This is a genomic window from Caulobacter sp. GW821-FHT11A05 (assembly GCF_058809015.1).
Genome location: NZ_JBXASF010000001.1, coordinates 539079 through 561034 on the forward strand (window position 1 = coordinate 539079; position 21956 = coordinate 561034).

Sequence of the window (21956 nt, forward strand, 5' to 3'; positions counted from 1 at the left end):
GCGCGCTGCCCTCGCCATTCGGGGGGAAGTCCCCCAGGCTGGCCCCGCAGCCAGAAAAAGGGCCCCGGATCGCTCCGGGGCCCCTCAACCTTCAATCCTGCCCCGAGCCGTTACCGGTCGAGACGTGGGCTCGGGGCCATCACCGTGGCCCCGCGTTCGCGCAGGCGGGTCTCGGCCAGATGGTCCATGACCGCCTCGGCCCGCGGGTCGCCGAAGATCCAGGCGGCAGCGGCCAGGGTCTTCAGCGAGGCCGAGCTGACGCCGAACAGCTTCTCCAGCGCCTCGAACGGCGACTTCGGCCCGCCCATCACCTTGAGCTTCACCTCGCCCTTGATGCCGGCCAGGCGCTTGGCTTCGTCGACGGCGTCGTAGAAGCCGCCCAGGCGGTCGACCAGCCCCAGCTGGCGGGCCTGAGCCCCGGTCCAGACCCGGCCCTTGGCCAGTTCGCGAACCTTCTCGGCCGGCATCTTGCGGCCCTCGGCCACCCGCTGCACGAAGCCCTCGTAGATGGTGTCCATCCAGCCGCCGAAGGCCGCCTTCTGGCCCTGGTTGAAGCCCTGCTCGGTGCCGAAGGCGCTGGCGTAGTCGCCGCCGACGCTGGTCTCGCGGACGTCGATGCCGAACCGGCCCAGGGCGTCGCCGAGCACGAACTTGCCGCCGTAGACGCCGATCGAGCCGGTCAGGGTGGTCGGCTGGGCGACGATGGAGTCGGCCTGCGAGCTGATCCAGTAGCCGCCGGAGGCCGCATAGGTGCCCATGCTGACCACCACCGGCTTGCCGGCCGCCCGCGCCGCCTTCACGGCCGCCAGGATCTGCTCTGAAGCGGTGTCGGAGCCGCCGGGCGAGGAGACGCGGAAGACGATGGCCTTGACGCTCTTGTCCTCGGCCGCCTCATAGATGGCCTTGGCCACGTCGTCGGACCAGACCGAGGCGTCGCCGCCGAACGGGCTGCCGCCGCCGGAGGTCCCGGTCATGATGGCGCCCTCGGCCCCGATCACCGCGATGGTCTGGCCGGAGCTGTCGCTGGCCTTGGCGGTGTAGTCGTCGAAATCGATCAGCTTGGCGTTCTTGCCGGCCTTGGCCAGCAGGGCGTCGGAGGCTTCCTTCACCTGGCCGACGTGGTCGATCAGCTTGCGCTCCTTGGCCTGCGTGGCCGACCAGGGGCCGCCCTCGATCGCCGAGACCACGGCCTCCGGGGCCAGCTTGCGGTCGGCGGCGGCGGTCACCAGGCTGGTGCGGTAGATCGACCCCATCCACGACAGCTGCGCCTCCTTGTGGGCCGGCGTGTAGTTGTCGTGCAGGTAGGGATTGACGGCGTTCTTGTATTCCTTGCGCTGCTCGAAGTCGGCCTTGACGCCGTACTTGTCGAAGGCCCGCTTGAAGAACATGTCCTCGACCGCCATGCCGGTGGCCTGGAAGGCGGCGCCGGGCTGCATCCAGACGTCGCCGGTCGAGGCGGCCAGCATGTAGGTCGAGGTCACCGCGCCGCTGGGATAGAGGCCCTGGCTGTGGGCCATCATCGGCTTGCCGCTGGCCCGGAAGCGCAGGAAGGCCTGGCGCAGCTCGTCGGCCGCGGCCGGGGCCATGCCGCCCTCGGGCAGGCGCACGAACACGCCCTTGACCTTGTCGTCCTTCTCGGCGGCCTTCAGCTTCTCGATCACCGAGATCACCGAATGGCCGCTGCCGCCGAACAGGGCGAAAGGATTCTGCGGATCCTGGTCGGTGAGGCCGCTGCGCAGGTCCAGCTCCAGCACCGCGGCGGCCGGCGTCGCCGGGCCCTCGCTGCTCTTCTGGGCCAGGCCGACGAGGCCGAAGATCAGGATCATCGGCATGACGACCATGAACAACACCAGCCCGACGAAGACGCCGGCGATGGTCAGCAGGAACTGTTTCATCGATATCCCCAATCTCCGGAACCTGACGGGCGGAAGTGTTTTCGGTTCCGCCGTCCGCCGGGCTCCAAACGTTATCGCCACGCTTAACGGTTGGCGCGTTGCGGTCAAATGAAGACGACGCAACAAACCGCTTTAGTTCCGGGCGGTTGCGCGCTCCGGGGCGGGGAATTTCTGGATTTGGGGGAAATGGTCGGAGTGGCAGGATTCGAACCTGCGACCCCCGCGTCCCGAACGCGGTGCTCTACCAGACTGAGCCACACTCCGACTTGAGGAGCGGGCTTATAGAGGAGCCGATCACGGGCCGCAACACGTGAAATACACCCGTTGCATCCTGGGTGCGCCTGCGCTATCTCCCCCCACCTTGCCGAGGCCCATGGGGTCTCGCGCCGTTCCTGCTGGGGAATGGTGTAATGGTAACACTGCGGTTTTTGGTACCGTCATTCTAGGTTCGAGTCCTAGTTCCCCAGCCATCTCCTTCATCTCTCCTTGGACCGGCCTCGCGGCCCTGCATGCGCCCGCCGTTTCTTGCGCGACATGATCCGTCTCGCCCTCGTATTCGCCCTCATCGTCCTGCCCTTGGCCGCCTTTGCCGGCTGGCGCGCTTTCCGGAACTGGGAGCCAGACCCCGGCCGCTATCCGGTGCGCGGCATCGATGTGTCGCACCACCAGGGGGTCATCGACTGGACGGCGGTGGCCGCTGACGACGTCACCTTCGCCTACCTCAAGGCCAGCGAGGGCGGCGACCACCGCGATCGCCGGTTCGCCGCCAACTGGCGGGCGGCCCGGGCGGCGGGTCTGAAGGTCGGGGCCTATCACTTCTTCACCTTCTGCCGGCCGGGGGCCGACCAGGCGCGCAACTTCCTGGCTGCCGTGCCGGCCCTGCCGGACGCCCTGCCGCCGGCCGTCGACCTGGAGTTCGGCGGCAACTGCGGAACCCCGCCCGCCGAGGCCGACCTGCGCCGCGAGCTGGCCGCCTTCCTGTCGCTGGTCGAGGCCCGCTATGGCCGCCCCGCCGTGCTCTATGTCACCCCCGACTTCCACAAGGCCTACGGTGGGGCGCTGCCGCAAAGGCCGCTGTGGAAGCGCAAGATCGTCATGCCGCCGTTCGGCGGCCGGCCCTGGACCTTCTGGCAGTTCCACAATCGCGGCCAGGTCGACGGCGTCGCCGGGCCCGTCGATCTCAACGTCTTCGCCGGCGACGCCGCCGCCTTCGAGGCCTTTACCGGCCGGGCGCTGTATTAAAGCGGACGGACCTGATAGCCCTTTGGCTCGGAGACGAGCGATGGGTCTGGCGTTAGTGGACAGTGCAAAGCGGCGAGGCGGCCTGCGGTGATTCGTAACCGCGTCCTGTTGATTCCCATCGTGCTGGTCGTCGTCCTGGCGGGGCTGACGGCCTACATGGCCTTCAACCACGTCACCGCCCTGCGCGACAGCCGCCGCTGGGAGCGCCACACCTTCGAGGTGCTCGACACCGTCCGGGGCCTCTACTCCCTGGTCCAGGACGCCGAGAACGGCCAGCGCGGCTATCTGCTGACCCGCGACGAGACCTACCTGGAACCCTATCTGGCGGCCGCCGGGCGCCTGCCCCAGGAGGGCGAGCGTCTGCGGGGGATGGTCGCCGACAGTCCAGGACAGAGCGCCCTGGTGCAGGAGATCGAGCGGGCGTTGGCCCTGCGCATGGCGATCATCGAACGGACCAACCTGCTGGTCCGCCAGAACGACGTCGCCGCCGCCCACAACCTGCTCGAGACCGGCCGTGGCAAGGTGCAGATGGACCGCATCCGCGCCCTGGTCGTCGAGATGATCGCCAACGAAAAGGACCTGCTGGTTCAGCGCCAGAAACGGGCCGACGCCCAGGAGTCCCTGAGCTTCCTGATCGGGCTGATCTTCGCCGCCGTCGCCCTGGGCGGTCTGGCCTGGACGGTGTTCGGCCTCGGGCGCGCCAACCACCAGCTGGGCCAGGCCCTGGCCGACCGCGACGCCGCCCAGCACGCCGAACGTGAAAGCGTCGCCCTCTACAGCGCCGTCTTCGCCAACACCGCCGACTACGTCTTTGTCATCGGGGTGCTCGACAATGGCCAGTTCACACTCGAGGACCTCAACCCCGCCCTGGAAGCCGCCACCGGCCTGAAGGCCCATCGCATGCGCGGCAAGACCGTCGAGCAACTGGCCCCGGCCCCCGCCGCCCGGGCGCTGAGCGCCTACTATCAGCGGGTGGTCGACAAGGGCTCGCCGCTGGCGACCCGGGACGAGCTGCCCCTGCCCGGAGGCCGGCGCATCTGGGAATCTGTGCTGGCGCCGGTGCGCGGCGAGTCGGGCCGGGTCGAGCGCATCGTCGGCTCGGCGCGCGATGTCACCGAGCGCGAGGCGCAGGAGCAGCAGCTGCGGCGCTCCCAGCGCATGGAGGCGGTCGGCCAGCTGACCGGCGGCGTCGCCCACGACTTCAACAACCTGCTGCAGATCATCCGCGCCAACCTCGAGCTGATCGAGCCGGCCGTCACCGACGAGAAGGCCCGCCGCCGCCTGCGCAACGCCATCCATGGAGCCGAGCGGGCCGCCGACCTGACCCGCCGCCTGCTGGCCTTCGCCCGCCGCCAGCCGCTGGAGCCGCAGCCGATCAACCTCGGCCGCCTGGTCGGGGAGATCGCCGAGCTGATGCGCCGCACCTTAGGCGAGGGGATCGAGGTCGAGACCATCATCGCCGGCGGCCTGTGGAACACCCTGGCCGACCCGGCCCAGGTCGAGAGCGCCCTCCTCAACCTGGCGATCAACGCCCGCGACGCCATGCCCGGCGGCGGCCGGCTGACGGTCGAGGTCGCCAACGCCGCCCTCGACGACGACTACGCCCGCCAGGAACCGGACGTGAAGACCGGCCAGTACGTGATGCTGGCGGTGTCGGACACCGGGGCCGGGATGAGCGCCGAAACCCTGGCCAGGGTCTTTGAGCCCTTCTTCTCGACCAAGGGGGAGGGCAAGGGCACGGGCCTGGGGCTCTCCATGGTCTACGGCTTCGCCAAGCAGTCGGGCGGCCATGTGAAGGTCTACAGCGAGGCGGGGCAGGGCACGACGGTGAAGCTCTACCTGCCGCGCACCCGCAAGGCGGCCGTCGAGCGTCCGCCCACCCAGGCTCTGGCCCCGGCGGGACGCGGCCAGACGGTGCTGGTGGTCGAGGACGAACAGGCGGTGCGCGACGCCGCCGTCGCCATGCTGGCGGACATGGGCTTCACCACCCTGCAGGCCGACGGCCCACAGGCGGCGCTGGCGCTGCTGAAGGGCGAGAGCGCCATCGACCTGATGTTCACCGACGTCATCATGCCGGGGGAGATCAAGACCCGGGACTTCGTGAGCAGGGCCCAGAAGCTGCGCCCCGGCCTGCCGATCCTCTACACCTCCGGCTACACGGAGAACGCCATCGTCCACCACGGCCGCCTCGACCAGGGCGTCAACCTGCTGTCCAAGCCCTATGGCCGCGAGGCGCTGGCCCGCAAGGTGATGCAGGCGCTGGGTGGGGCGCGGCCGACGGTGCTGCTAGTCGAGGACGACGCCCTGGTGCGCGAGGCGGCGGCCGAGATGATCGCCGCCCTTGGCTATGCCGTGGAGCAGGCTGTCGACGGGCCGGGCGCCCTGTCGGTGCTGGAGGGCCCGGTGCGCATCGACGTGCTGTTCACCGACCTTGGCCTGCCGGGGATGAGCGGCGAGGCCCTGGCCGCCCAGGCCCGCGCCCTGCGGCCGGAGCTGCGCATCGTCTTCGCCACCGGCCAGGAGGCCCCGGAGGAAACCGGCGACGCCGCCTGGCTGACAAAGCCCTATGACGTCGCCGCCCTGGCCCAGGTCATCGGCCGACTGGCCGACGCGCCCTGATCATTCGATTTTCGAGCGGACGAGGACCATGCCGCCGCCGGCCAGGCTCAGGACTCTCGCAGGGTCTGGCCCTGGCCGGACGGATCGGCGCTGTCGCCGCCGTTGAGGGCCAGTTGCATGAAGACGATGTCGACCCAGCGGCCATGCTTCCAGCCGACGGCCTTGAAGACCCCGGTGTGTTCGAAGCCCAGGGCGGCGTGCAGGCCGATCGAGCCGGCGTTGAGGCTGTCGCCGATCACCGCCGTCATCTGGCGCAGGTCCATGGCCTCGCAACGTTTGATCAGCTCGGCCAGCATGGCCCGGCCGACGCCCTTGCCGGCCTGGCCGGGGGCGACATAGACGCTGTCCTCGACGGTGAAGCGATAGGCCGAGCGGGGCCGGAAGGGCTTGGCGTAGCACAGGCCGACCACCTGGCCGCCGTCCTCGGCGACGAGGTAGGGGAGGCCGAGGTCCTTCACCTCGGCCAGCCGGCGGGCCATCTCGGCCGGCGCCGGCGCCGCCTCCTCGAAGGTGCCGAAGCCGTGCAGGCAGGCGTCGCCGTAGATGGCGGCCAGGGCCCGCGCATCGGCCTCCGTGGCGTCTCTGACGATCAAGCCTTTTCCCATCCCTTTTCGACGGCCCAGACGGCGTAGGCGTAGTCCAGCGCGATCTCCTTGAGGAAGTCGAAGCGGCCCGAGGCGCCGCCGTGGCCGGCCTCCATGTTGATCTTCAGGAGGATCGGCTTGCCGCTGGTGGTGTTCTCCCGCAGCTTCACCGCCCACTTTTCCGGCTCCCAGTAGGTGACGCGGCCGTCCGACAGGCCGCCGGTGGCCAGCACGCTGGGATAGGCCTTGGCTCCGACGTTATCGTAGGGGCTGTAGCTCATCATGTAGTCGTAGGCCTTGGGGTCCTCGATCGGATTGCCCCACTCGGGCCATTCGGGCGGCGTCAGCGGCAGGCTGGTGTCGCTCATGGTGTTGATGACGTCGACGAACGGCACCGCGGCGATGATCCCCGAGTAGAGGTCGGGCCGCATGTTGACCACCGCCCCCATCAGCAGGCCGCCGGCCGAGCCGCCGTAGGCCACCGTCTTGGCGGGCTTGCCGTAGCCGTTTTTCTGCAGGTGTTCGGTGCAGGCGATGAAGTCGGTGAAAGTGTTCTTTTTCTTGAACTTTCGGCCGTCCTGGAACCAGCCCCAGCCCTTGTCCGAGCCGCCGCGGATGTGGGTGATGGCCCAGACCCAGCCGCGATCGACGAGGCTGAAGTTGCGGATCGAGAAGCCCGGCTCCTGGGGGATGCCGTAGGAACCGTAGCCGTAGACCAGCAGTGGCGCCTTGCCGTCCAGCTTCACGTCCTTGCGGCGCAGGACGGTGATCGGCACCTGCGCGCCGTCGCTGGCCTTGGCGTAGACGCGGTCGACGACGTACTTGGCCGGATCATGACCGGAGGGGATCTCCTGGGTCTTGCGCAGGGTGCGGGCGCGCGTCTCCATGTCGTAGTCGAACCACTGCCGGGGCGTGGTCGGCGAGGTGTAGGTGTAGCGCATCACCGGGGTGTCGAACTCGAAGCCGCCCTCGATGCCCAGCACATAGGCCTTCTCGTCGACGGCGATAGCGTGCTCGGACCTGTCGGACCGCCTGGTGATGAAGATGGAGTTGTTGGCGTTGACCCGCTCGATGCGGACCAGGTGATCCTTGAAGGCGCCGATGCCGACGATGAAGTTGCCGGGGCGGTGGGCGATCCAGTCCTTCCAGTCCTTGGCTTCGGTCTTGCCGGGCTCGGCGGTGCAGAGCTTGAAGTCGACCGCGCCGCCGGCGTTGGTGCGGATGACGAACTTTCCGTCCCAGTGCTCGACGTCATAGAGGACGCCGGTCTGGCGGGCCGCGAAGACCACGGGCTCGCTGGTCGGCTTGTCGGCCGGGATCAGCCGCAGCTCGCTGGTCTCCTGGTTGCCGATGCCGATGGAGATGAAGGCGTCCGAAGACGTCGTGCCGACGCCCATGAACATGCCGTCGTCGGCCTCCTGGTAGACCAGGCTGGTCTCGCCGCCGCGCGCCGGGCGACGGAAGATCTTGTCGGGGCGGCCTTCCTTGTCGCGGTTGGTCCAGAACAGCCAGGCGCCGTCGGGCGAGAAGGTCAGGTCGCCATAGCCCGCCTCGATGGGCTCGCCGACCAGCTGGCCGGTCTCCAGGTCCTTGACGAAGATCTTGAAGAACTCCGAGCCCTGGCTGTCCTCGGCATAGGCGAACAGCTTGTGGTCGCTGGTGTGGGCCGTGGCGCCGACGTCGGAGAAGGCCTTGCCCTCGGCCAGCTTGTCGGCGTCGAGCAGGACCTGCTCGCCGTCGGATTTACCGCGCGGCCGGCGGCAGTAGAGCGGATGCTGACCGCCCTTGTTGAAGCGGGTGTAGTATTCCCAGGGCCCGTCGCCGGCGGGGACGCTCGCGTCATCCTCCTTGATGCGGCCCTTCATCTCCTCGAACATCCTGGTCTGCAGGTCCTCGGTCGAGGACAGCATGGCCTTGGTGTAGGCGTTCTCGGCGGTCAGGTGCTCCTTCACGTCCGCCTTGACGATGGTCGGGTCTCGCAGGACCTGCTGCCAGTTGTCGTCCTTCATCCAGGCGTAGTTGTCGGTCCGCTTGCGGCCGAGCTGTTCGATGACCTTCGGCTCCTTCTTGACGACGGGCGGCACGGGTTTCGACTTGATTGCGGACATGACCTGACCTGGAAGGAGGGCTGCGGCGGCGGCGCTGGCCGCCAGGACTTCACGACGGTTCATATGGAGACACCCTTGAGGCGGGGATAGGGGGCGTGGAAGGGCCGGGCATCCGGCATGTGGCGCGACCTTGGCCCGACCCGTCGCGCCCGGTCAACGGAACGGACCGCAACATGAAGGGGTTTTCATGATCCGGCCGGCGATCATCGCCGGCCAAGCGTGCAAGCGCGAAAGGAACATCCCATGTGGGACCGTATCGAAGGTTCGTGGAAGCAGATCGCCGGCCAGGCCAAGGAGCAGTGGGGCAAGCTGACCGATGACGACCTGACCGAGGTCGCCGGCAAGCGCGACCAGCTGCTGGGCAAGATCCAGGAACGCTATGGCTACGCCAAGGACAAGGCCGAGGCGGAAATCCGCGCCTTCGAAGCCCGCCACGGCGAAGAGAAGAGCTTCAAGAGCTGAGGTTAACGCGCCGGTTACCATAGGGTCACTATTCCGGCACGGCCATTGCTCCAGAGCGGTGTAAGGCGTTCTGCCGCCCCGATCTGGAGCAATGGTGACCTACGACCTTCGACCTTTCGAAGCCGGCGATGTGCCGGCCGTCAACGCGCTGTGCGACTGGGCCTGGTGGCCGCAGCGCAGCCCGGCCGGCTGGGCCTGGCTGGCCCAAGGGCCGCCCGGGGCGCGTGAGGGCGATGACGCGGGTCCTGCGGGCTGGGTCTGCGAGAAGGACGGTGAGGTCTCGGCCTTCCTTGGCAACTTCGTGCAGCGGTTCCATTTCGGCACACAACAGGTCCGCGGCGCCACCGGCCACACCTTCCTGGCCCATCCCCGCGCCAAGGGGGCCGGCCGCATGGTGCTGCGGGCCCTGGCCGAGCAGCCGGGCCGCTTCGCCATCTATCTGTTCAACGCCAACGCCGTCTCGGCCGGCCACTACCGGCACTACGCGCTGGAGGCCTGGCCGAGCGCCACCCACAATGTGAAGTACAGCTGGTGGGTCGACCTGCCCGGCGTCATCGGCGAGCGGCTGCTGTGGAAGGTCAGCAACCTGCGCGGCTTCGACGGGGTGCGGGCCCGGGGCGAGCGGTTCATCAGCGAGCGCCTGCGCCATGGCGCGGTCACCCGGCTGCGGCCGGGCGTCCGGGTGCTGTTCGAGCAGGAGGTCGACGGCCGCTTCGACGGCCTGTGGGCCCGGCTGCAGGAAGACGGCCGGCTGCTGGCCGCCCGCGACAGCGCCAGCCTGCGCTGGCGGCTGGCCGATCCCGACCTGACCCGGCGACCGGTCCTGCTGGGCTACGAACATGACGGTCGGCTGGCCGGCTATCTGCTGGCCTATTTCGCCAAACAGACCGAGATCGACCAGCCCTGCCTCGACATCGTCGACCTGATCGCCCCGGCCGAGCATGAGGCGGCGGCTGTCCCGGCCCTGGTCCGCACCCTGGTCGACAACGCCAAGGGCCTGGGCGCGGCCCGCGTGCGGCTGCAGACCGTCTCGCCGGCCCTCGATGCCATCCTGGCCGACCTGCCTGGCGCCCAGCGGCAGGTGACCCATGGCCACTGCCACGCCCGTTTCGCGCCGGACGTCGATCCGGCCCTGGCCGCCGCCTGGCACCCGACGCCCTACGACGGCGACTACAGCTTCTGCCTGCGCCCGCCGCCGCTGGGGCAGGCCCAGGCGGCCTGAAGATCGAGAAGCCCTTCCGCGCCCGGGGAACGCTGGCGCGGAAGGGCTCCGATGACCGAGGCGGTGTTACAGTTCGGGGGGGCGACACCGGCCTCGGGCAAACCGTTACAGGATCCAGCCTCCCGTCCCGGCGGATTCGCCGCCGACCAGGACCTGACCCGTGGAGCCGGCGACGTTGCCGGCGATCCGCAGCTGGTAATCGTCGCCGCCGGCGCCGTCGACGAACAGCCGCAGCAGGGTGAAACCCGAGGTGGCGTCGTAGGTCAGGGTGGCCTGGGCCAGCCCGGTGGTCACCGTGCTGACGAAGGTGAAGGCCTGGTCGCCGTCCACCTGGCGATTGGCGTCGATGGCGGAGAGGTCGACCCGGTCCCCGTGGCTGAAGATCAGGTCGTTGATGGTGTCGATCTCCAGCACCGGCCTGCGGACTGACTCCTCGCGGACGACGAACCGGTCGCCGCCGCCGCCGCCGCACAGGATGTCGTTGCCCAGCCCGCCGATCAGGGTGTCAGCCCCGCCGCCGCCGCTGATGGTGTCGACGCCCAGGCCGCCGTCCAGCACATTGGCCCCCAGGTTGCCCTGGATGATGTTGCCCAGGCTGTTGCCGGTCCCGTTGAGGTCGCCGGTCCCCTGTAGCTGCAGGGATTCGACGTTGGCGCTCAGCGCGTAGTCGGCGATCCAGGAGCGGACGATGTCGTAGCCTTCGCCGGCCGCCTCGTTGGCCAGGTCGCCGGCGTCGGTGACGATGTAGACGTCGTTGCCAACGCCGCCGTTCATGATGTCGCCGCCGGCCCCGCCGGTGATGGTGTCGTTGCCGCCCTGGCCGTTGAGCAGGTCGTCGCCGTCGTCGCCGCAGATCTGGTCGTTGCCGTCGCCGCCGTTGGCGACGTCGTTGCCGGTCCCGCCGTACAGCTTGTCGCCGCCCGCGCTGCCGTTCAGCGTGTCGTCGCCGTCCTGGCCCCAGAGGGTGTCGGAGCCGTCGAGGCCGTCGACGACGTCGTTCATCACGCCCGCCTTGATGGCGTCGGCCCCGGCGCTGCCGACGGCCACGTCGGCGTTGTCGCGACCGACGATGGTGACGACGACCGTCGCGGTGTCGCCGCCGTTGACGGCATAGGTGAAGCTGTCGGTCGTCTTGGTGTTGGTGGCCCCTGACGGCGAGGCCGCCAGGGCCGTGAACTGGCCATTGGGATTGTAGGTGAAGGTCCCGTTGGCGTTGACCTTCAACAGGGCGCCGGAGGCCAGGACGATCTGCGAGCCGACATGGGCGGCCTGGCCGTTGACGGCGGTGATCGCCGTCACCCCCTCGTCGGCGCCGGAGCCGTTGTCGATCTTGACGTTGCCGTTGAGGGTCAGGTCCTCGCGGATGACCACCGCGTCGTTATGGGCCTCGGCCGGCACCAGGACGGTGGAGCCCTCGCCGCCGTCGCCGGACATGGTCACCGCGCCGTCGACGTCGACGAAGGCGCCGGTCTGGAAGCGGATGGCGTAGAGACCGCCCGGGTTGAGGGCCGCGTTGAAGTCGATCAGCCAGTCGGTTCCGCCGCCGGTGACCTCGGCGCTGCCGACCGCCAGTGTGGCCACCACCGCCCCGCTGGGCAGGCTGACCAGATAGATGTCGCCGTCGCCCTTGGTCACCGCTTCGGTGAAGGTCAGGGCCAGTTTGGCGTCGCTGGCCACGGAGGCCATGACCACGTCGGCCAGGGCCGGCGGGGCGCCGTCCTGCATGAAGTAGGTCCCGTTGACCCCGCCGTTGGCGGCCCACAGGTCGACATCGCGGTCGCCGTCGAAGTCGCCGACATGGAAGGTGCCATTGACATTATCGGGCAGGGTCAGGCCGGCGAAGGGGGTCTGGGCCAGGTCCGTTTCGGTCGTGAAGGTGCCGTCGCCGTTGCTGCGCACATAGACGAACGGGCTGCCGTTGACGCCCAGCTGGGCCAGGATGTCGGCGTCGCCGTCGCTGTCGAAGTCGCCGACCGTCACCCGCGAGCCGGCCTGCGGGATCACCAGGCCCAGCTTCACCAGGGCGCTGAAGGTCCCGTCGCCGTTGTTTTCAAAATAGTTGCCGACCGACAGGGAGGAGGAGACCCAGACGTCCTGGTCGCCGTCGCCGTCGAAGTCGGCGACATGGGCGGACTGGTCGCTGAGGTCGGCCAGGGTCAGGCCCTGGAACGGCGAGTCGGCCTGGGCGAGCTCGGTGAAGGTCCCGTCGCCGTTGGACTGCCAATAGACGAAGCTGCCCAGCAGCCCGAAGATGCCGGGCGTCTGACCTAGGATGTCGGCGTCGCCGTCGCCGTCGAAGTCGCCGACCGCATAGCCGGTCGTGTCGGCCAGGTCCGGGAACGAGAGGGCCGGCTGCGAGACGAAATCGCCGTTGTTGTTGCGGAAATAGCTGCCGTTGGTCCCGGACACGGCCGCCCACAGGTCGAGATCGCCGTCACCGTCGAAATCCGCGGCGTGGTAGTTGGCGCCGTTGTGGTTGGGCAGGACCAGGCCATGGATCGGCGAAGCCGCGCCGACGATGTTGGTGAAGGTCCCGTCGCCATTGCTGCGGAAGTAGAGAAAGCCGCTGCCGTTGGCGCTCGACTGGACGATCAGGTCGCTGTCGCCGTCGTTGTCGAAGTCCCCGACGATGACGCGGCGGTCGTCGCTCGGGGTCGGAAACGTCGCCCCGGACTGGACGCTGTAGGTGATAGGCATGCCACCACTCCTGAATGAACAGGGGCTGCCCTGGGCTGATCCAGGTCAGCCCCCTCCCACCGCGAAGGTTGAGCGGCATGTGCTACGATACAACTATCAAGGGTGGTTAACCCTGTTCGGGTAACGACGGTCGCCGGATTTGGCGCAAACCCTTTCCCGCCTTCCGGTTGAGTTATCTGCGACAGACTGTCGCAATTCTTAACCGGCGGTAGAGTCAGAAAGAAAAATGGCCGCTCCCGGAAGGAAGCGGCCATTCTCCGTACAGGGATGATCCGGCGATCAGCCGCCGTAGATCACCGAGATGGTCTCGGCCACGCAGGCCGGACGCTCTTCACCCTCGATCTCGATGGTGCATTCGTTCTTCATCTGGATGCCGCCCGACTTGGGCTCGGCGCTGAGCAGCTTCTGGCGCATGCGCACCCGCTTGCCGACGCGGACCATGTTGGTGAAGCGCACCTTGTCGGAACCGTAGTTGATGCCGCGGGTGACGCCATTGACCTTCATCAGGCCGGCGCCGAGGAAGGGGATCAGCGACAGGGTCAGGTAGCCGTGGGCGATCGGGCCGCCGATCTCGCGGTTGGCGCGCTCGACGTCGACGTGGATCCACTGGTGGTCGCCGGTCGCCTCGGCGAACTGGTTGACCCGCTCCTGGGTGATCTCGACCCAGTCGCTGACCCCGACCTCCTGGCCGACCAGCGTGCCGACGTCCTTGAAATCCACTTCCATCATGGCGCATGCCCCTTTTGTTGAACAGTTGTTTGAGGGTGTGCCACGCTTGAAGGACGGCCTCAAGACGCCGGCCGCTTCACGGTCAGCCCGGGACCTTGTCCAGGAAGCCGGTGATCGAGGCCAGGCGCCCGTCGCCGGACACCACGCCGATGTCGATCCCCTCGATCACCGACGGACCGTCCTCGGGACCCAGGGCCCAGGAAAAGCGGATGCGGTCGTTGTGGGCGTCGACCGGCGAGGTGCGGCTGAGCCTGAAGCCCGGGAAGCGGGCCTGGACTCCGGCCAGCATGGTGTCGATGCCCTCGTGGCCGGTCCCGGCCATCACCGGGTCGAGATAGGCGCCGTCCTCGGTCCAGGCGCCGGCGATCAGGTCGCGGCGGTCCTCCGGGTCGGTGGCGTTCCAGCTGGCGATGTAGCGGTCGGTGAGGTGGGTGGCGTCGGTCATGACCGGTCTCCTGCGGCGCGGGATTGCGCCAATGGGTCGAAGCATCGGCGGCGCGCCGGGGCCGGTCGATTACCGCGCGGGTAATGGAGAGGCGGCGGCAAGCCGGTTAGGGTCCGTCGCATGAGCACTTCTCAAACCTTCGGCGATCTCGTCCGCGACTGGCGCGGCCGGCGGCGCATGACCCAGATGGACCTGGCCCTCGAGGCCGAAATCTCGCCGCGCCACATGAGTTTTCTGGAGACCGGCCGCTCGCGCCCCAGCCGCGAGATGGTGCTGAACCTGGCCGAACGGCTGGAGCTGCCGCTGCGCGAGCGCAACCAGCTCCTGACCGCCGCTGGTTTCGCCGCCGTCTTCCCGCAGCGATCGCTGGACGACCCGGGCCTGGCCGCCGCCCGCCGCGCGGTCGACCTGATCCTGGCCGGCCACGCGCCGCATCCGGCCCTGCTGGTCGACCGCCACTGGCAGCTGCTGGCCGCCAACGACGCGGCCCAGCACCTGATGACCGGCTTGGCGCCCGAACTGTTGACGCCGCCGATCAACGTCCTGCGGGCCAGCCTGCACCCCGGGGGGCTCGCGCCGCGCATCCTCAACCTGGTCGAATGGCGGGCCCATATCCTGGAGCGCCTGCGCCGCGACCTAGCCATCAGCGCCGATCCGAAACTGGCCGAGCTGCTGGCCGAGCTCTCCAGCTATCCCGCCCCGCCGGCCGCCGTCGGCCGGGCCCATGGCGCCGACTACGGCGGTGTCGCCATCCCCCTGCGCATGGCCAGCGAGCAGGGACCGCTCAGCTTCCTGTCGACCACCACCCTGTTCGGCACGGCGGTCGACGTCACCCTGTCGGAGCTGGTGCTGGAAACCTTCTTCGCCGCCGACGAGCACACGGCCCGGGTGATGACCGACATGGCCGCCGCCCGCGCGGCAAGGGTGGCGGCCGCCTGAAGGGACTCCTTTAGAGCTCGCCGACCTGGGCCGCCGCCTCCTTCAGCCGCGCCAGAGCCGCCTCGCCCAGCAGGGTCGGGGTCCGGTCGCGGGAGCGGATGGCCACCACGTCCCAGGGCGGCGCCGCGGTAAAGGTCGCGGCCCGCACGCCGGGCTCCAGGCGAACCAGCTCCGCCGCCAGTTCCTGGTCGACCAGGGCGACGGCGCCCGACGACAGGGCGAACCGGGCGGCGCCCCGCTGGGTGACCGCCTCGAGGCGTGGCCGGATGGGCAGGCCGGCGCTGGCGAACACCTGCATGACCAGGGCGCGGTGCGGGTTGGGATCGGCCAGCAGCACCAGGTCGGTCTCCGCCAGTTCCGCCACCCCGACCTCGTTGCGGCCGGCCAGCGGATGGTCGGCGCGCATCAGCGCCATCAGCCGCCGCTGGCCGAGGACATGGACCTCGAGTTCGGGGTGATCGGCGAAGGCGCCGGCCAGGACGCTGAGGTCGGCCTGGCCATGGAGCACCTTGCGCAGGATGTCCTGCGGCGGATCGATCTCGACACGGGCGTCCACATCGCTGGCGCCTTCCACCAGCCGGCCGATGGCGCGCGCCACGAAGCCGTCGGCATAGATCGGGATGGCGCCGACGACGATCCGCCCGCGAACGCCCTGGCGGATGGCCCGGGCCGAGGCGGCGACCCGATCCAGGCCCGAGAAGCTGCGGCGAACCTCCTCGGCGAACAGCGTCCCCTCGGCCGTCGGCCGCATGCCGAACCGGCCGCGTTCGAACAGCACCAGGCCGGTGGCCTGCTCCAGCTGGGCGACGGCGCGGGTGATGGTCGGCTGGGTCAGGTTCAGCCGGCGCGCCGCCAGGGTGGCCGAGCCGGTCTCGACGACGGCCTGGAAGACTTCGAGGGAATGGGGGTCCAGGCGATCCATACGTCCAGCGTATATCAGAAGGGCAAAACGGAATTTGATTGAAATGAACCCCGCCGCCAACGTCCGCCCCGAACGGCGCGTCGGCGCCCTTGGGGGGATATCGCCGTGGCCGGATTTGCAGCAGTTGTGGACATTGCCGCGCTCAGCGCGGACGGCTCCGAAGGGTTCACAATCAACGGCGAGGCGGCGGCTGATTTCTTTGGCTTCTCGGTCGCCGCAGCGGGCGATGTGAACGGCGATGGCATCGACGATTTCGTTGTCGGGGCCAAGGCGAACGATGCTGTCAGCAGCAACGGCGGGGCCAGCTATGTGGTCTTCGGCACGGCGGCCGGCTTCCCGCTAAGCTTCGATCTTTCCATGCTGAACGGAGCCAACGGCTTTCAGATCAACGGCGATATCAGCCTCGGCAACAGCGGCTGGTCCGTCGCCTCGGCGGGAGACGTCAACGGTGATGGGGTCGGCGACCTGATCATCGGCGCGCCTTATGGAAGCGGCCAGCCCGGCTCCGCCTATATCGTGTTCGGCAAGGACACCGCCGTCGACGGCGCCTTCGCGGCAAACCTTTCCGTCGCCGCCCTTGATGGAACCAACGGCTTCAAGATCACCGGCCAGACCGCCGTCGATCTCTTCGGCGCCTCAGTGGCTTCCGCGGGGGACATCAATGGCGACGGCATCGATGACCTGATCGTCGGCGCCTGGGCCGCGGACCCGAACGGAACAAGCACCGGCGCCGCCTATGTGGTGTTCGGCAGGGATACGGCCGCCGACGGAGACTTCCTGGCCAATCTCGACCTCTCCACCCTGGACGGCGCGAACGGTTTCAAGATTAACGGCGTGCTGACGGCCGGCCTGGCCGGCTATTCGGTCGCCTCGGCGGGGGACGTCAATGGCGACGGGATCGACGACCTGATCATCGGGGCCAGGGATTCCGACATGGGCAGCGGGGACAACGGCGTCAGCTTTGTGGTGTTCGGCAAGGATACGGCCACCGATGGCGCCTTCGGGGCCACCCTCGACCTCAGCGGCGCCAACGGTTTTGCGATCCGGGGCGCGGCGGGGGGCGACCACAGTGGATGGTCGGTCGCTTCGGCGGGGGACATCAACGGCGACGGTATAGACGACCTGATCATCGGGGCTCCCTTCGCCGACGTGAACGGCGTCAATTCCGGCGCCGCCTATGTGGTGTTCGGCAAGGACACGGCCGCCAACGGGAACCTGGCGGGCAACCTGAACGGCCTGAACGGAATCAACGGGTTTCGGATCAGCGGGGCAGCCGCGAGCGACTATGCCGGCATTTCGGTCGCCTCGGCCGGCGACGTGAATGGCGACGGCGTGGGTGACCTGATCATCGGCGCCCGAAACGCCGACGGCGCCGGGGCGAGCTATGTGGTGTTCGGCAAGGACACCGCCCTCGATGGCGATTTCCAGGCCAGCCTCGACCTTTCCAGCCTGGATGGGGCCGGCGGGTTCAAGATCGCCGGGGTGGCGGCCAGCGACTTCACCGGGGCCTCGGTGTCCTCGGCGGGAGACGTCAACGATGACGGCTACGATGACCTGATCGTCGGCGCCCCGCGCACCGACCCGCTCGGCAGCCAGACCGGTTCGGCCTATGTGATCTTCGGCCACTCGGGCCTGGTCAGCTTCATCGGCGACGGGACCGACGAGACAGAGCGGGGCGGGGGCGGGGGCGACAGCCTGAGCGGGATGGGCGGCAAGGACGTGCTCAGCGGGCTGGGCGGCGCGGACGCCCTGGACGGGGGCGACGCCAACGACCTGCTGTACGGCGGGACCGGGGCTGACGACCTGATTGGCGGGGCGGGCAATGACTGGCTGCAGGGCGACGAAGGCGACGACGACCTGAGCGCCGGCGACGGGGCCGACAAGCTGTTCGGCGGGCTCGGGGCGGATGACCTGCTCGGCGGCCTGGGCAATGACCGGTTCGATGGCGGCGGCGGGATCGACGTGCTGACGGGCGGGGCGGGCAACGACTACCTCGACGGCGGGGCCGGGGCCGACGTCATGACCGGTGGCGGCGAGAACGACGTCTACATCGTCGACGACGCGGGCGATCAGACGATCGAGGCGCCGGGCGAGGGCTACGACATCGTCCGCACCGGCCTGGACGGCTGGGTGCTGGCCGACAACCTCGAAGGACTCGAGCTGCTGGGCGGCGACATCGACGGCGTGGGCAACAGCCTGGCCAACAACATCCAGGGCGGCAGCGGCGCCAACACCCTGTCTGGACTGACCGGCAACGACACCCTCAACGGCAACGACGGCGACGATGTGATCATTGGCGGCCTGGGCGGCGACCTTCTGCGCGGCGGGTTGGGCGCCGACACCTTCGTGGTCGCCCACGCCCTCGGCGGCGGACTGGAAACCGATCAGGTCTACGACTTCTCGACCGCCGAGAGCGACTTGATCGACCTGTCCGGCATCGACGCCATCGCCGGCGGGGCGGACGACGCCTTCACCCTGGTCGGCGCCTTCGGCAAGCACGCAGGCGAGATGACCCTCAGCTTCGCCGGCGGCATCACCACCCTGAAGCTGGACGTCACCGGCGACGGCAAGGCCGACTACCAGATGAAGGTCAACGGCGACGTCACCGGAGATTCCGCCGGCTGGCTGCTCTGATCGATCGTACCGAATTCTTCCACTCGTCAGCCTCTGTCGGCTGTGCCAAGTGTGCGGCCATGACCGACGCCACGACGACGCCCGCCGCCGCTCCGCCCCAGGAAGCCTTTGCCCTGACCACCTCGCGGGGCTTCCCCGACTGGCTGGCGCGGATGGGCTCGTCGATCGCCTTCACCACCTATCAGGCGGGGAAGATCTTCCTGCTCGGCATCAAGGAGCCCGGCCGCATCGCCGTGTTCGAGCGCACCTTCGCCCGCTGCATGGGCCTGGCCGCCAGCCCGGACGCCCGCAAGCTGGCCCTGGCCACCCACTACCAGATCTACCGCTTCGACAACGTCCTGCCGCCCGGCCAGATGAGCGGCCCGCACGACGCGGTCTACACCCCGCGCGTCAGCTGGATCACCGGCGACGTCGACGCCCATGACATCGCCTTCGACGCCGACGGCAATATCGTCTTCGTCAACACCCTGTTCTCCTGCCTGGCCACCATCAGCGAGGGCTACAGCTTCAAGCCGCTCTGGCAGCCGCCCTTCATCACCAAGCTGGCGCCGGAAGACCGCTGCCACATGAACGGCCTGGCCATGGAGAACGGCCGTCCGCATTACGTGACCATGGTCTCGGCCTCCGACGTCTCGGACGGCTGGCGCGACCGCCGCTCGGACGGCGGCATGATCATGGACGTCACCACCAACCAGCGGGTGGTCGAGGGGCTGTCGATGCCCCACTCGCCGCGCGTCCATGACGGCAAGCTGTGGGTGCTCAACTCCGGGGCCGGCGAGCTGGGCTTCATCGATCCCGACACCAAGGCCTTCAAGTCGGTGGCCTTCTGTCCCGGCTACGCCCGGGGCCTCAGCTTCATGGGCAAATACGCCCTGGTCGGCCTGTCGCAGGCCCGTGAGAACCGCACCTTCCAGGGCCTGCCGCTCGACGCGGCCCTGGCCAGCCGCGACGCGGTCGCCCGCTGCGGCATCCTGGTGATCGACACCGAGAGCGGCGACACCGTCGAATGGGTGCGGATCGAAGGGGTGGTGCGCGAGCTGTTCGACGTCGTCGCCCTGCCGGGCGTGCGCAATCCCTCGGCCATCGGCCTGATCGGCGATGACGTGCGCCGGGTGATCAGCATCGACGAGGGCTGATCGTTCAAATTTTTTCCACTGCCGCCCGGCGGCCGGACCGGATAACCGAGCTGCTCCGCCGACGGGAGGGGCGGCGCGGATGTTTGGTCGAACCCGCAAGCGGCAGTTTGAAAAGGCCGTCCTCGAAGAGGTCGCCTACATGCTCGACCTGCATGGTCCGACGCCGAGGGCGTTGGACGCGGCGAGGGAACGCGCCCAGCGAGCCAACCTGACGCCCAGCCGCGTCCGGGTCATCTCGGAGGCCGCCGCCCGGCTGGAAGCCAGGATCATCTCGGAGGAACCGTCGACCGCTCCGTCGGCGACGCGTCAGAGCGCGCCGGCAGCGCGGACCTGAACATCGACCGCCGCCAGGGCGTCGCGGGCGCACCAGGCCAGGTGCAGGACATAGGAGGCCAGCAGCACGCGGATCTGCAGGTCGAACGCCTCGCTGAACACCAGCCGGCCGTCGGCCTGAGTCCGCCAGAAGGCCGCCTGCTCGCCGACCTTCAGGATGTTGCGGGCGTGCTGGCGCGAGACGCCGCTGCGTTTGGCCAGTTCGCTGAGGTTGACCTCTATGGGGCCGGGGGGCGGGAAGCCGGCGTCGGCCAGAACCACCAGCTGGCCGAGCACGGTCAAGCCGGCGTTGCGCTGGGAGATGCCGTCCAGGTTGGGGGCCTTGCGGTCGTAGGCCAGGAAGCTGCCGGCCATAAAGCGGCCGGTGGCGGCCATGAAGGCCTCGAAGACTCCGGGCTCCTGCCAGCGGGCCAGCACGGCCTCGACCTCGGGGACCAGCGGCGCGCAGAGGCCAAGCTCGCGGTGGAAGCGGGCGCGGAACAGCGCCTCCAGGGCCGGCGTCGGGGCGTAGCGCTTGAGGCGGCCATCGCCCTGCGCCGCCGTCGGACGGACCAGGCCAATGACCTGCAGATAGACCAGCATGGCGTGGACGCGGGTGCGGCTGCCGAAGCCCAGCGGTTCGACGAGGCGGCTGAGGGTGGCGTGGCTGAGGCCTTCGGGCGACCCGTGCAGGGCCAGGGCCCAGATGCCGGCCATGTAGTGGCCGACATCGCGCAGGGTGCGGGTCATCGAGGCGTCGTCCTCGGCGTGCGGGGCCCAGTTGTCCATCAGCACCAGACTGACCGCGCCGAAGTCGGGGTGGGCGATCATCGCATCGAGCCTGTCCTGCGCCAGGACGTCGAAGACCAGCGCGGCCATCTCGCCGGCGCTCTCCCGGCCAAGTTCAACACTCACGCGAATTCCAACTCTACTTGGGAGGGACGCACGGCGCTTTCCGCAAGGGAATAGTCAGGCCCGCCCCCTCAGACGAACGTCGTTAATCCGGCACCGTAACCGGGTTATTCTTCAAGAAAAGCCGAAATCGTTCAAAAAAGTTACACCCCTCAAATCGGGTCACTTCTTATGGCTTCCCGGGCACACCATCCCATGCTCAGTGCATAGGAAGCCATGAGGTGTTCAATATTGTGAAGCAACTCTGGCGAGAAGGCCGTGACGCCGTCCGGCCTGGAAATCAGGAAGCCCTTGGCCTCGCCGGCCTTCAGCACCCCCCGCACATGGGCCCGCGAGACCCCCGACTTGCGGGCGATCTCGGAGATGTTCAGCGCGATGGGCCCGGGCGGTGGAAACGGATCGCCGGGCCGATGGGCCGCGGCCATCAGCTGGCCGAGAATGATCAGGCCGGCGTTGCGGTGGGAGAAGACATCCAGGTTCGAGGCTTCCGGGTCGTAGGTCATGAAGCCGGCGTTCATGAACCGGCCATGGGCGCTGACGAGGCCCTCGAACACGCCCGGCTCGTCCCAACGGGCCAGGATTTGCGTCATCTCGGGATCCAGGTCGGAGAGGATGGTCAGTTCGCGGCGGAAGCGGGCGCGGAACAGGGTGGTCAGGCCGGCGGTCGGTTCGTAGTGGCGCAGGCGGCCGTCGCCGCTCTTCGGGGCCGGGCGGATCAGGCCGATGAACTGCAGATAGGCCAGCATGGCGTGCACCCGCGTGCGGCTGCCCATGCCCATCGGGGCGACGATCTCCGACAGCGAGGCGTGGGTCAGGCCGCCCGGCGCCTGGGTCAGCTGGATGGCCCAGACGCCGGCCATGTAATGGCCGATGTCTCGCAGGGTGCGGGTCATCGACTGGCTGTCCTCGGCGTGCGGCCCCCAGCCGTCCATGGCCCGCAGCGAGACCTCGCCAAAGCGCGGGTGACCCTGGATGCGGTCGAGCTCCGGGTGCGACAGCACCCCCATGACCAGACTGTGCGCTTCCTCACGCGTCACGACAGCATCCGCAAAAGCTACTCACGCTGTGCATAGGCCGCCGATTTGACGCCTCTGTACA

The 21956-nt window shown here is 68.9% G+C and carries 17 protein-coding genes and 2 tRNA genes; 9 read left to right on the forward strand and 10 right to left on the reverse strand.

The features are described 5' to 3' along the window. Positions 1–110: 110 nt before the first annotated feature. Together sppA and AC1RSK_RS02405 are read right to left on the reverse strand one after the other, a co-directional pair. On the reverse strand, positions 111–1895 hold the full coding sequence (gene sppA / locus AC1RSK_RS02400; protein ID WP_492905184.1) for a signal peptide peptidase SppA: 1785 nt from the start codon (positions 1893–1895) through the stop codon (positions 111–113). Positions 1896–2082: 187 nt separating this feature from the next. Then, positions 2083–2159, reverse strand: a tRNA-Pro gene (locus AC1RSK_RS02405). Between the two features lie 132 nt (positions 2160–2291). On the opposite strand from AC1RSK_RS02405, the gene AC1RSK_RS02410 reads away from it, so the two are divergent. The 3 genes from AC1RSK_RS02410 to AC1RSK_RS02420 all read left to right on the forward strand — a co-directional run bounded on the left by AC1RSK_RS02410 (position 2292) and on the right by AC1RSK_RS02420 (position 5756). Continuing rightward, positions 2292–2365 (forward strand) — tRNA-Gln (locus tag AC1RSK_RS02410). A 64-nt stretch (positions 2366–2429) separates the two neighbouring features. Continuing rightward, positions 2430–3137 (forward strand): GH25 family lysozyme, encoded by a 708-nt coding sequence (locus AC1RSK_RS02415; protein WP_492905185.1) that lies wholly within the window; start codon positions 2430–2432, stop codon positions 3135–3137. A gap of 87 nt (positions 3138–3224) precedes the next feature. Further along, on the forward strand, positions 3225–5756 hold the full coding sequence (locus AC1RSK_RS02420; RefSeq protein ID WP_492905186.1) for a CHASE3 domain-containing protein: 2532 nt from the start codon (positions 3225–3227) through the stop codon (positions 5754–5756). Positions 5757–5803: 47 nt separating this feature from the next. Here AC1RSK_RS02420 and AC1RSK_RS02425 read toward each other — a convergent pair whose 3' ends face one another. Together AC1RSK_RS02425 and AC1RSK_RS02430 are read right to left on the reverse strand one after the other, a co-directional pair. Then, positions 5804–6361 (reverse strand): GNAT family N-acetyltransferase, encoded by a 558-nt coding sequence (locus AC1RSK_RS02425; RefSeq protein WP_492905188.1) that lies wholly within the window; start codon positions 6359–6361, stop codon positions 5804–5806. Further along, entirely contained in the window at positions 6346–8511 is a 2166-nt protein-coding gene (locus AC1RSK_RS02430; protein ID WP_492905190.1) for a S9 family peptidase, read from the reverse strand. Before AC1RSK_RS02430 ends, AC1RSK_RS02425 begins: the two co-directional genes overlap by 16 nt. Before the next feature lie 180 nt (positions 8512–8691). Here AC1RSK_RS02430 and AC1RSK_RS02435 point away from each other — a divergent pair, with 180 nt between their 5' ends. Next, positions 8692–8910, forward strand: coding sequence for a CsbD family protein (locus tag AC1RSK_RS02435; protein WP_492905191.1), 219 nt, complete (start codon positions 8692–8694; stop codon positions 8908–8910). Between the two features lie 94 nt (positions 8911–9004). Beyond that, the gene (locus AC1RSK_RS02440; RefSeq protein ID WP_492905192.1) at positions 9005–10132 is read left to right on the forward strand and encodes a GNAT family N-acetyltransferase; all 1128 of its coding nucleotides are present in this window, start codon (positions 9005–9007) and stop codon (positions 10130–10132) included. Positions 10133–10237: 105 nt separating this feature from the next. Here the strand turns inward: AC1RSK_RS02440 and AC1RSK_RS02445 are convergent, their stop codons facing one another. From AC1RSK_RS02445 to AC1RSK_RS02455, 3 genes are all read right to left on the reverse strand, one after another. Next, positions 10238–12829, reverse strand: a complete 2592-nt coding sequence (locus tag AC1RSK_RS02445) for an FG-GAP-like repeat-containing protein (protein ID WP_492905194.1) — start codon at positions 12827–12829, stop codon at positions 10238–10240. A gap of 279 nt (positions 12830–13108) precedes the next feature. Then, positions 13109–13558 carry a MaoC family dehydratase gene (locus tag AC1RSK_RS02450; RefSeq protein WP_492905196.1) on the reverse strand — a complete coding sequence of 150 codons (450 nt, stop codon included), beginning with the start codon at positions 13556–13558 and terminating at the stop codon, positions 13109–13111. Between the two features lie 82 nt (positions 13559–13640). Further along, on the reverse strand, positions 13641–14003 hold the full coding sequence (locus AC1RSK_RS02455; protein WP_492905197.1) for a nuclear transport factor 2 family protein: 363 nt from the start codon (positions 14001–14003) through the stop codon (positions 13641–13643). Between the two features lie 120 nt (positions 14004–14123). Between AC1RSK_RS02455 and AC1RSK_RS02460 the strand changes: the two genes are divergently transcribed. Continuing rightward, positions 14124–14942 carry a helix-turn-helix domain-containing protein gene (locus tag AC1RSK_RS02460; RefSeq protein ID WP_492905199.1) on the forward strand — a complete coding sequence of 273 codons (819 nt, stop codon included), beginning with the start codon at positions 14124–14126 and terminating at the stop codon, positions 14940–14942. A gap of 10 nt (positions 14943–14952) precedes the next feature. Here the strand turns inward: AC1RSK_RS02460 and AC1RSK_RS02465 are convergent, their stop codons facing one another. Next, a complete protein-coding gene (locus tag AC1RSK_RS02465; protein WP_492905201.1) occupies positions 14953–15864 on the reverse strand; it encodes a LysR family transcriptional regulator in 912 nt (303 codons plus the stop codon). 126 nt (positions 15865–15990) lie between these two features. On the opposite strand from AC1RSK_RS02465, the gene AC1RSK_RS02470 reads away from it, so the two are divergent. From AC1RSK_RS02470 to AC1RSK_RS02480, 3 genes are all read left to right on the forward strand, one after another. After that, the gene (locus AC1RSK_RS02470; protein ID WP_492905202.1) at positions 15991–18498 is read left to right on the forward strand and encodes a hypothetical protein; all 2508 of its coding nucleotides are present in this window, start codon (positions 15991–15993) and stop codon (positions 18496–18498) included. Between the two features lie 59 nt (positions 18499–18557). Then, the gene (locus tag AC1RSK_RS02475) at positions 18558–19634 is read left to right on the forward strand and encodes a TIGR03032 family protein (protein WP_492905204.1); all 1077 of its coding nucleotides are present in this window, start codon (positions 18558–18560) and stop codon (positions 19632–19634) included. Positions 19635–19713: 79 nt separating this feature from the next. Then, a complete protein-coding gene (locus AC1RSK_RS02480; RefSeq protein ID WP_492905206.1) occupies positions 19714–19968 on the forward strand; it encodes a hypothetical protein in 255 nt (84 codons plus the stop codon). On the opposite strand, the gene AC1RSK_RS02485 is transcribed toward AC1RSK_RS02480, so the two are convergent. Both AC1RSK_RS02485 and AC1RSK_RS02490 read right to left on the reverse strand, forming a co-directional pair. Further along, entirely contained in the window at positions 19941–20861 is a 921-nt protein-coding gene (locus AC1RSK_RS02485) for a hypothetical protein (RefSeq protein ID WP_492905207.1), read from the reverse strand. The two genes, AC1RSK_RS02480 and AC1RSK_RS02485, sit on opposite strands and share 28 nt — an antisense overlap. Before the next feature lie 149 nt (positions 20862–21010). Further along, the gene (locus tag AC1RSK_RS02490; RefSeq protein ID WP_492905209.1) at positions 21011–21895 is read right to left on the reverse strand and encodes a hypothetical protein; all 885 of its coding nucleotides are present in this window, start codon (positions 21893–21895) and stop codon (positions 21011–21013) included. Positions 21896–21956 lie beyond the last annotated feature (61 nt).

Excerpts from the sequence above, each read along its gene's own strand:
- sppA (WP_492905184.1), bottom strand. The coding sequence starts at position 1,895 with ATGAAACAGTTCCTGCTGACCATCGCCGGCGTCTTCGTCGGGCTGGTG.
- AC1RSK_RS02415 (WP_492905185.1), top strand. The coding sequence starts at position 2,430 with ATGATCCGTCTCGCCCTCGTATTCGCCCTCATCGTCCTGCCCTTGGCC.
- AC1RSK_RS02425 (WP_492905188.1), bottom strand. The coding sequence starts at position 6,361 with ATGGGAAAAGGCTTGATCGTCAGAGACGCCACGGAGGCCGATGCGCGG.
- AC1RSK_RS02430 (WP_492905190.1), bottom strand. The coding sequence starts at position 8,511 with ATGAACCGTCGTGAAGTCCTGGCGGCCAGCGCCGCCGCCGCAGCCCTC.
- AC1RSK_RS02435 (WP_492905191.1), top strand. The coding sequence starts at position 8,692 with ATGTGGGACCGTATCGAAGGTTCGTGGAAGCAGATCGCCGGCCAGGCC.
- AC1RSK_RS02445 (WP_492905194.1), bottom strand. The coding sequence starts at position 12,829 with ATGCCTATCACCTACAGCGTCCAGTCCGGGGCGACGTTTCCGACCCCG.
- AC1RSK_RS02450 (WP_492905196.1), bottom strand. The coding sequence starts at position 13,558 with ATGATGGAAGTGGATTTCAAGGACGTCGGCACGCTGGTCGGCCAGGAG.
- AC1RSK_RS02455 (WP_492905197.1), bottom strand. The coding sequence starts at position 14,003 with ATGACCGACGCCACCCACCTCACCGACCGCTACATCGCCAGCTGGAAC.
- AC1RSK_RS02460 (WP_492905199.1), top strand. The coding sequence starts at position 14,124 with ATGAGCACTTCTCAAACCTTCGGCGATCTCGTCCGCGACTGGCGCGGC.
- AC1RSK_RS02465 (WP_492905201.1), bottom strand. The coding sequence starts at position 15,864 with ATGGATCGCCTGGACCCCCATTCCCTCGAAGTCTTCCAGGCCGTCGTC.
- AC1RSK_RS02475 (WP_492905204.1), top strand. The coding sequence starts at position 18,558 with ATGACCGACGCCACGACGACGCCCGCCGCCGCTCCGCCCCAGGAAGCC.
- AC1RSK_RS02480 (WP_492905206.1), top strand. The coding sequence starts at position 19,714 with ATGTTTGGTCGAACCCGCAAGCGGCAGTTTGAAAAGGCCGTCCTCGAA.